The organism is Acetobacter orleanensis (assembly GCF_001581005.1).
Taxonomy (GTDB): domain Bacteria; phylum Pseudomonadota; class Alphaproteobacteria; order Acetobacterales; family Acetobacteraceae; genus Acetobacter; species Acetobacter orleanensis.
The window spans coordinates 19123-27914 of record NZ_LHZV01000037.1; the positions used below are offsets into that span (position 1 = coordinate 19123).

Here is an 8792-nt window from a genome sequence, read left to right on the forward strand (position 1 = left end):
GAATGATGGGAATGCAATCACAGGACATCATCAGACGGTCCGCAACAAACGGTCTGACACCGGCCCCGCAGGCGCGTGATCATCAGCAGGAAGTCGCCAAGCTGATTGACGTCTCCATTTGCACCGGATGCAAAGGGTGTCAGGTCGCGTGTTCGGAATGGAATGACCTGCGGGATGAGGTCGGCCATAACGTCGGCGTTTATGACAACCCCGCCGATCTCACGGCAGAAAGCTGGACAGTTATCCGCTTTGATGAAGTGGAAGATGAAAGCGGCAGGCTGGAATGGCTGCTGCGTAAAGAAGGCTGCATGCATTGCGAGGAGCCGGGGTGCCTGAAGGCCTGCCCAAGCCCCGGCGCGATTGTTCAGTTTGCAAATGGCATTGTTGATTTTCAGTCCGACCAGTGCATTGGCTGTGGTTACTGCATTGCCGGGTGCCCTTTTGATGTGCCGCGCATCAATAAGAAAGACAACAAGGCCTATAAATGTACGCTGTGCGCGGACCGCGTGAGCGTTGGTCAGGAACCTGCCTGCGTTAAAACCTGCCCGACTGGCGCGATTTCCTTCGGCTCCAAGGCCGAAATGAAGGATCTGGCGGCTTCCCGCGTTGAAGAGCTGAAAAGCCGTGGACATGAGGGTGCCGGACTGTATGACCCGCAAGGCGTTGGCGGCACGCATGTGATGTATGTGCTGACTCATGCTGACAAGCCGGAAATGTATCATCGCCTGCCGAAAGACCCGCATATCAGCCCGTTTGTACGCGGCTGGAAAGAATGGCTGAAGCCTGTTGGCGCCATTGGCTTTATCGCCACGCTGGCTGGGGCTTTTGCGCATTACGTGGGGGTAGGGCCGAATACGGTTGATACTCCGGAGCCGGAGCCAGCAAAGCAGCCGGAAGAAAAAGAGAGTGTGGCAGCGTCTGACACTGCGCAGGGTGATCGCCCGGCAGGGAGAGAATAACCATGGACACCAAAAATCTTATCCTGCGGACTAAGTTTATAGACCGCATGTGCCACTGGACCATGGTGGCGTGCTTCTTTCTGGTCGCCCTGTCCGGGCTTTCGTGGTTTTTCCCGAGCCTGAGCTGGATGAACGGTGTGCTGGGCACGCCGCAGCTTGCGCGGATGCTGCATCCGTTCCTCGGTACGGTGGTTTTCCTGCTGCTGGTCTGTATGTTCTTCCGCTTTGTGCATCATAACATTCTGGTCAAAACGGACATGACGTGGTTCCGGAATGTTGGCGATGTTCTGGCGAACAAGCACACAAAGCCGCTGAAAATTGGCAAATACAATGCCGGACAGAAAATCCTGTTCTGGTGCATCATGCTGCTGATCAGCGCCTTGTTTGTGACAGGTGTGGTGGCTTGGCGTCCTTATTTTGCGGGCTATTTCCCCATTCCGGCCATTCGTCTGGCGTTGCTGGCGCATTCCATGGCCGGTCTTGGCCTGATCCTGCTGGTGATTGGTCATATCTATATGGGCATCTGGGTGCGCGGCTCGGTGACAGGTATGCTGACAGGCTACGTCTCCCGCGCATGGGCCAAGCAGCATCATGACCGGTGGTATGAGGAAGAGGTTGCTCCCTCCAACGATACTCCGGCAAAACACCATCCATGATCAAAGACCACTCAGATATTCCGGCACTCGATAAGCGGATCCCCGGCGTTCCCGCTATCGAGCCTATTATTTTCCCCAAGCTTGAGGTGCTATATACGCGGCGTGCGGCACGGCTAGAAGAACTGGCCTTTCAGTTGGTGAAAGAGGCGGCTCAGAACGAGCCGTCTTCTGTGCCGGAGGATGAGGTCAATGCCGGCTATTTCAGCTTTCTGTCGGGCCTTGTCGCCGCACAGCGGTATATCCTGCTGACCACGCCACTGAGCCTTGCAGATGCGGAGCCCATCCGCGCTATGCTGCACGGTCAGAACACATCCCCGGATAGCCCGACGCTCGCCATGCTGGAGGAAAGCGTCTACTGGCAGAAAGCTTTTGCTGCACTTGTGGCAGAGGCTGGCGCGCACCTTCCGGCGGAAACGCAGGACGCTTTGCAGGCTCTAGCAGCGGAAAAACCGTCTGCTCTGGCTGCACAGGCTCATGCGCTGTTATCCGGCGGGTATGATGAGATAGATGCAGGGGCGGCTGTCTTTTTATGGGCTGGTCTTTCCGTTTTCTGGGCGCAGGCCATTGCTCTGCTGGCGGCAGGGGATGATGCGTTGCATCACCGTCGGTCAGAAGGCGGAGCCTGTCCTTGCTGTGGTGCACCGCCTTCTGGCGCACTGGTATTAACGGGAGACCGGGAAGGGCTGCGTTATCTTCAGTGCAGTCTGTGTGAGACACGCTGGCACAAAGTACGTGCCACATGCAGCGTGTGTGATGAAACCGGGCATATTGATTACTGGTCCTTTGAAAACACCACGGCCCCCATACAGGCGGAAACCTGTGGAGATTGTAAAAGCTACGTAAAGCTTTTCCGGTTGGATCGTGATCCTGAGCTGGAAATTCTTGCGGATGATCTGGCGACAGTTGTGCTGGATGCCGCGCTGGAAGATCAGGGCTTTATCCGGGCGGCGCTGAACCCGTTTTCTTTCCCGGCCTGACCTTCAGAGCCACTTTCCGGGATTGTGTGTTTCAGGACAGGATTTTTTCTGACAATGCGGAACAGCTTTACAAGCATGGTGGATTGCGACACCGCATTGCAACTGATTGCAGCCTATGCGGAGGGCGCGTCTGTTCGTCCCCTTATGCATGTTCCGCTGGCGGAAGCGGTAGGGCGTATTACGGCTCACGATGTAAGAGCCGTTAGTGCCAGACCGGAAGCCGATATTTCCGCGATGGATGGTTACGCGTTTAGTCATGCGGCGATGCAAGCGACGGAAGCAGGCCTGCCCGTGGTCGGGCAGATGGCAGCGGGAGATCTGCCCGTGCCACTGCCAGTAGGGCAGGCGCTTGGCATTTTAACGGGTGCGCGCATTCCGCAGGGCGCTGATTGCGTCATGGCAAAAGAGCGGATGTATCTGACCGAAACAGGTCTGGTGCAGCCTGCAAAAATGTTGGCGGAGTGCGGGGCTAACATTCGGCGGGCAGGGGAGGAGTTTCCGCAAGGCGCAATGCTGGTAACACGCGGCACGCGCTTGGACTGGCGGCATACTGCTTTGCTGGCCTGTCAGGGTATCACGGAGGTTGCGGTTATCCGGCCAGTGCGCGTTGCCGTCGTCTCAAACGGTGCGGAACTTGCAGAGGATGCCTCAGATACCCGCGCAGATTCAAATTCCCCCATGCTGGCCGCCTTGCTACGTGAGGCGGGCGCGGAGGTCGTGCTCTATTCTGTTCCGTCTGACGATGAACAGAAACTGAGCGAGACACTCGCGCAGGCTTGGGCTGAAACCGATGTGTTGGTAACAACCGGGGGCATCTCTGTAGGCCAGACAGATAACGTGATGGACGCTCTCCGCAGCCTTGGAGCGGAAACGGTATTTCGAGGGGTTACAATCCGCCCCGGTAAACCGCTGACTGTTATGGCGCAGGGCAAACGTCTGGCTTTTTGCTTGCCGGGTAACCCCGGTGCATCAGCCATTTGTGCGTTGGTCTTTCTGCTGCCTTATGTGCGAACCATGATGGGAATGGTGGCTTCTACCAGCCAAGTACCGGGCATTACAGATTTCGCTTTTACACCCGTGGCTGGCACAACCCACTTCATCCCCGTTTCTTTTAAGATCGAGCCGCAAGGGTTGCGTCTGTCTGCCGTGCCGACTGTCGGGGCGTCTGACATCATCGTGTTTTCCCGCGCCTCAGCGTTATTGCGGATAGACCCGGACTATCCGGTTGAAGCAGGACAGACACGCTGGGTTTTGCCGTTTTAGAGATCACGATGTAATTTATGACAGTTTGTTGGAAACGATTTCTATATAAATCTTTGAATTTTATTTATTATTTGTAAAACTTGTCTTTATATTGCTCATAACAGACGCGACTTTCTGGCTACAAGGATTGTTTTCAGCATGCAAGCCGCTAATTATTTCGGAGCGGTTCTGCTCGGAGTGATGTTGGCTCATCTTCCAGACGCCCGTTAGCTTGGAAACTCGAAGGCGGATACCAACAATCTGCGGAAGCAGTTTATCGATAAAATCTGCTGGCGCGTCTGTGAGTGCCCATGGTTGGGGCCTCTCAGCCTCGACTGCGCCAGACAAAGCAGCAAGATGCTCTAGCAGCCAAGTCTGCTCATTTACCGCTTCAATTGTGCCGTGGGCATGAACGGCAATATAGTTCCAAGTTGGTACGACTTTACCATGTAGTTTCTTAGCCGTAAGCCAGCTTGGCCGGATATATGCGTGGGGGCCTTCAAAGATCGCAACGGTGGGGCTTTCACGCGTTACCTGCCAGTGGGGGTTAGCACGTGAGACATGTGTGTTGAGCCAAATGGTGTTGCCATTTTCTTCTACATCCACCGGTAGATGCGAAATGATCTGTTCCTTATTATATGTGCTGACAAGAGCCCCAAAACGGAGTGTTCTGATCATATTAAGTAAAATAGCAGATCTGTTTTCTTTAAATTGCGGTGGTGGATACATTTATAAAATTCCTTTGCGGGTCATAAACTTAAGTCTGTTGACTTGCTTCCGTAGATCATGATGCGGATATTCCGTGCCTTCTTTAACTTGGATAAAGATGTGGCATAATCAGTACCCACGTCTTCTTCTCTGAATATCAGACAGATGTGGTTTGCGGTGTCGTATTCGTCTGTTTGTCCAGAAATAGTCATGTCCAAAAAGACATTATAGCCCTGATGTTTTTTTGAAACAGTCTTTTAGCCTAACGGAATTTGCACTGTGCGTTCCAGAATAAATGTCATCACTGCTTCTGTGTCATCCAGTTCGAGGGCCGCAAGAGAGGCCGGAATGGCATGCGGCGTATCAGTCGCAACCGCAATGATATTTTTTTGCGTTTCAAAAAGTGGCTCTTTACCCACCTTATGGCGATAAACCTCAAGGCAGGCAGGGACTGTCGCGTGGAAACCTTCAATCAGGATCAGATCAACAGGGGCCATACGGGCAAGCAAATCTGTCAGCGTAAAGGGCACATCGGGCTGGCTATGTTGCAAAACCCAGCGGTCCGGCGTGGCCAGCATGACTTCAGATGCACCAGCTTCCCGATGCACAAAAGAGTCTTTGCCCGGTTTGTCGATATCAATGGCGTGGTGCGTATGTTTAATGGTGGAAACCAGCAAACCGCGAGCCCGAAGTGTTGGCAGCAGGCGTGTTATCAGATGCGTTTTGCCTGACCCGCTGCGCCCCGTAATGCCAAAAACCGCCTGAGTCCGGGTAGTGCGTGTCATGGCTGGTATCCTGCTGTATCCGCGTTCCGTTTATCACGCGTGTCGGGGTATGAAAGGGGTGTCTTTTACAAGCACACTGTCTGTTATGCTGACTAAAACATGCATGGCAAGTCTGATGGATTGGAGGGCAATAGGGCGTTCTTTCCCGTCCAGACCCTGTATAGTGGTCGTATGGATGAGCAGACAAAATCTTCCCCCGTCGATCCACGCACCATGATCCATGTTCGCGGAGCGCGTGAACATAATCTGAAAAATGTCGATGTCGCTCTTCCAAGAGACAGGCTGGTGGTGTTCACCGGTGTCTCTGGTTCCGGCAAGTCGTCACTGGCTTTCGGGACGATTTATGCCGAGGCACAGCGGCGTTATCTGGAGTCTGTCTCTCCCTATGCGCGACGTCTGTTTAACCAGATGCCCGTTCCCGCTGTGGATGCCATTGATGGCCTGCCACCTGCGGTTGCGCTGCAACAACAACGTGGGGGAAGTAGCGGGCGCTCGTCCGTCGGGAGTGTCACGACGCTCTCAAACCTTCTGCGTATGCTGTATTCCCGCGCCGGAACCTATCCGCCGGGCCTCTCGCGGCTGGAAGCGGAATCCTTCTCACCGAATACACCAATGGGCGCATGCCCTCGCTGTCACGGCATGGGGCGCATTTATGATGTGACCGAGCAGACGCTTGTGCCTGACCCCACTCTGACCATTCGCCACCGTGCGGTTGCAGCATGGCCAACCGCATGGCAGGGCCAGAACCTGCGGGACATCCTGATTACGCGCGGCGTGGATGTGGATACGCCATGGCAGGACCTGCCGCAAAAAACGCGGGACTGGATCCTCTACACAGAGGAAACACCGACCGAGCCGGTCTATCCCGGGCTGACCCATGCGGAAGTTCAGGCGGCCCTCAAGCGAGGAGACCCGCCGGGCTATAACGGCACGTTTATCGGTGCCAGACAGTATGTGCTGCAAACGTTTACAAAATCCCAAAGCGCGAAAATGCGGGCCCGTGCCGCGTCTTTCATGGTCAGCGCGCCATGCCCGGTCTGCCATGGGCAACGCCTCAACCCGGATGCGCTGAAGGTGACATTTGACGGGCGCAACATTGCGGAACTTTCGGCATTACCGCTCAAGCATATTCAGCAGGCATTGCGATCTGCATTGACTGGTCTCATGCAGACCGATGCAACAACCCTTGCCGCAAAAGGCATTGTCACCGCATTGATTGAGCGGATTGAGGTGCTGCTTGATCTCGGTCTGGGCTATCTGCAACTCAGTCGTCCTGTGCAGAGCCTCTCTCCCGGTGAATATCAGCGTTTACGGCTCGGCACGCAGATCCGCTCCAATCTGTTCGGTGTGGTGTATGTGTTGGATGAACCGAGTTCCGGACTGCATCCCGCGGATACGCAGGCCCTCTTGCGCGCTCTTGATGGTCTGCTCGCCGCCGGGAACTCTCTGCTGGTTGTCGAGCATAATCCAGATGTTATCCGCCGCGCACAATGGCTGGTAGATGTGGGGCCAGATGCCGGGGAGCAGGGCGGGCGCGTTCTATATAGCGGACAGCCAGAAGGTTTGAGGGACGTTAAAGAGTCCCGGACCCGCCCTTATCTGTTTAACCCACCAGCACATCGGGATACGCCACCACGAAAGCCCGCAGGATGGCTGGAACTTTCAGGCATTTGCTGGAATAACCTGAACGACGTCACTCTTTCTCTCCCGCTAGGTGTGCTGGTGTCCGTCACGGGGGTTTCTGGTTCCGGTAAGTCCAGCCTTGTGGGGCAGGCTCTTGTTTCTGTGGTCGCCAAAGCATTGGGCCAACCCGTTGCGGCGGACGTGGTGCAGGATGAGGAGGATGAAGCTACTCCGCCGGATGCGGAGCCGGGCCAACCCATCGGAACGGTGGTCTCCGGGTTGACTATAATCAAGCGACTGGTGGTCATCGACCAGAAGCCGATTGGCCGCACACCGCGTTCCAATCTGGCGACCTATACAGGGCTATTCGATCAGATCCGGCAGACTTTCGCCGCGACCCCAGAAGCACGCAAGAAGCGGTTTGATGCAGGCTGGTTTTCGTTCAACGTTGCCAAAGGGCGTTGCCCCAAGTGTGAAGGCGTTGGCTCCGTTATGGTGGAACTGCTCTTCCTGCCAAGTGTGTATGCGCCATGCCCGGAATGTCACGGCACGCGCTATAAGCCGGAGGTGCTGGAGATCACCTTACGCGGCAAAACCATCGCCGATGTGCTGGGGATGAGCGTTGACGAGGCTCATGTGTTCTTTGCCCCGGAGCCCACGATAGCACATGGGTTTGATACGGTGCAGCAAGGCGGCCTTGGCTATTTGCGGCTAGGCCAGCCCGCTACCGAGCTTTCTGGCGGGGAAGCGCAACGTATCAAACTGGCGACGGAATTGCAGAAACGGCGCGCAGGCCATGTGCTCTATGTGTTGGACGAACCGACAACGGGCCTGCATCCGTCCGATGTTGATCGTCTAATGCGGCAGTTGCAGACATTGGTGGACCAGAACAATAGCGTCGTGCTGGCAGAGCATGATATGCGCGTAGCTGCCGCAAGTGACTGGCTGATTGATCTTGGCCCCGGTGCCGGTGAGGATGGGGGACATATTGTCGCCGCAGGCATCCCGAAGGATGTCGCAGCCCAACCAAAAAGCAGAACGGCTCCCTTCTTGGCGCGGTATCTTTAGCCAAGAGGTTGGATAGATACGGACTCTGGCAAAAGTAGTAACGGTTATTCGCCTTCAGTTGCGGATAGCGCCTGAGCGCAGGAGCTTGGCAGCCAGAGGCATCAAGGTGTCGCGGGTGAGGGGAGCCAAAGAATCTTGCGGGGCACGAGAGGGATCAACCCAGATGATTTCCGCAATTTCAGCCTGCGCCGCAACGGGTGCTGATAAAACCATCTGGAACACTTCAGCCTGAATGAGATAGCCCGGCTCGTTCGCGGCTGGGGCTGTGAATGAGCCCAGAAAATCATCTTCTTTCAGCGTTACCGTAATTCCTAACTCTTCGTTCAGTTCTCTGGTAACCGCCTGCACAGCGGTTTCACCAGCATCAATCTTGCCGCCAGCCTGCATAAAGACGCGAGAGCCATGTTTACGGACCAGCAATATCTGGCCCTGCTCATTAAAAATCAGAGCTGTCGCGATATGGATAACAGGCAGTTTGCTGGCAGACGTCATCTTAATGTTCCATTTTTCAAGAGGGCGATAAGCCTCCCATATCAACCAGAGCGCCCTTTACGCCAGCGTGAGAGGGGAGGAACCGTGGTTGCCAAATAGGACAAGGGCTGAAGGGCGAGGGGAACCAGCGTTTTTTTGAAAAAATCGCAACATGGATGGATGTTAATGCGACTGATGGCGGAAATTCTCCCGCTATCTGAGTCTTTTTTCCCAGTTTTCTGCGGCTGAAAGAGGGTTTCATGGCATGTGTTGACAGTGAGTGTTTGATCGCTTAGAAACCGC

Annotated in this window: 8 protein-coding genes; 5 read left to right on the forward strand and 3 right to left on the reverse strand. The window is 55.1% G+C overall.

What is annotated here, in order from left to right:
- Positions 1–5 precede the first annotated feature (5 nt).
- The 4 genes from fdxH to AD949_RS01310 are packed head-to-tail and all read left to right on the forward strand — an operon-like array spanning position 6 to position 3855.
- On the forward strand, positions 6–959 hold the full coding sequence (gene fdxH / locus AD949_RS01295; protein WP_048836474.1) for a formate dehydrogenase subunit beta: 954 nt from the start codon (positions 6–8) through the stop codon (positions 957–959).
- 2 nt (positions 960–961) lie between these two features.
- Complete coding sequence (locus tag AD949_RS01300) at positions 962–1615, forward strand: formate dehydrogenase subunit gamma (RefSeq protein WP_048836465.1); 654 nt, start codon at positions 962–964, stop codon at positions 1613–1615.
- Complete coding sequence (gene fdhE, locus AD949_RS01305; protein WP_244463413.1) at positions 1612–2592, forward strand: formate dehydrogenase accessory protein FdhE; 981 nt, start codon at positions 1612–1614, stop codon at positions 2590–2592. Before AD949_RS01300 ends, fdhE begins: the two co-directional genes overlap by 4 nt.
- A 54-nt stretch (positions 2593–2646) precedes the next feature.
- Positions 2647–3855 (forward strand): molybdopterin molybdotransferase MoeA, encoded by a 1209-nt coding sequence (locus tag AD949_RS01310; RefSeq protein WP_048836466.1) that lies wholly within the window; start codon positions 2647–2649, stop codon positions 3853–3855.
- Positions 3856–3915: 60 nt separating this feature from the next.
- Here the strand turns inward: AD949_RS01310 and AD949_RS01315 are convergent, their stop codons facing one another.
- On the reverse strand, positions 3916–4563 hold the full coding sequence (locus AD949_RS01315) for an FMN-binding negative transcriptional regulator (protein WP_048836467.1): 648 nt from the start codon (positions 4561–4563) through the stop codon (positions 3916–3918).
- 236 nt (positions 4564–4799) lie between these two features.
- Positions 4800–5327: a molybdopterin-guanine dinucleotide biosynthesis protein B gene (gene mobB, locus AD949_RS01320; protein WP_048836468.1), complete on the reverse strand. Its 528-nt coding sequence runs from the start codon at positions 5325–5327 to the stop codon at positions 4800–4802.
- 171 nt (positions 5328–5498) lie between these two features.
- Between mobB and AD949_RS01325 the strand changes: the two genes are divergently transcribed.
- Positions 5499–8018 (forward strand): excinuclease ABC subunit UvrA, encoded by a 2520-nt coding sequence (locus tag AD949_RS01325; RefSeq protein WP_048836469.1) that lies wholly within the window; start codon positions 5499–5501, stop codon positions 8016–8018.
- Positions 8019–8072: 54 nt separating this feature from the next.
- On the opposite strand, the gene AD949_RS01330 is transcribed toward AD949_RS01325, so the two are convergent.
- Positions 8073–8510 carry an NUDIX hydrolase gene (locus AD949_RS01330; protein ID WP_048836476.1) on the reverse strand — a complete coding sequence of 146 codons (438 nt, stop codon included), beginning with the start codon at positions 8508–8510 and terminating at the stop codon, positions 8073–8075.
- Between the last annotated feature and the right edge of the window lie 282 nt (positions 8511–8792).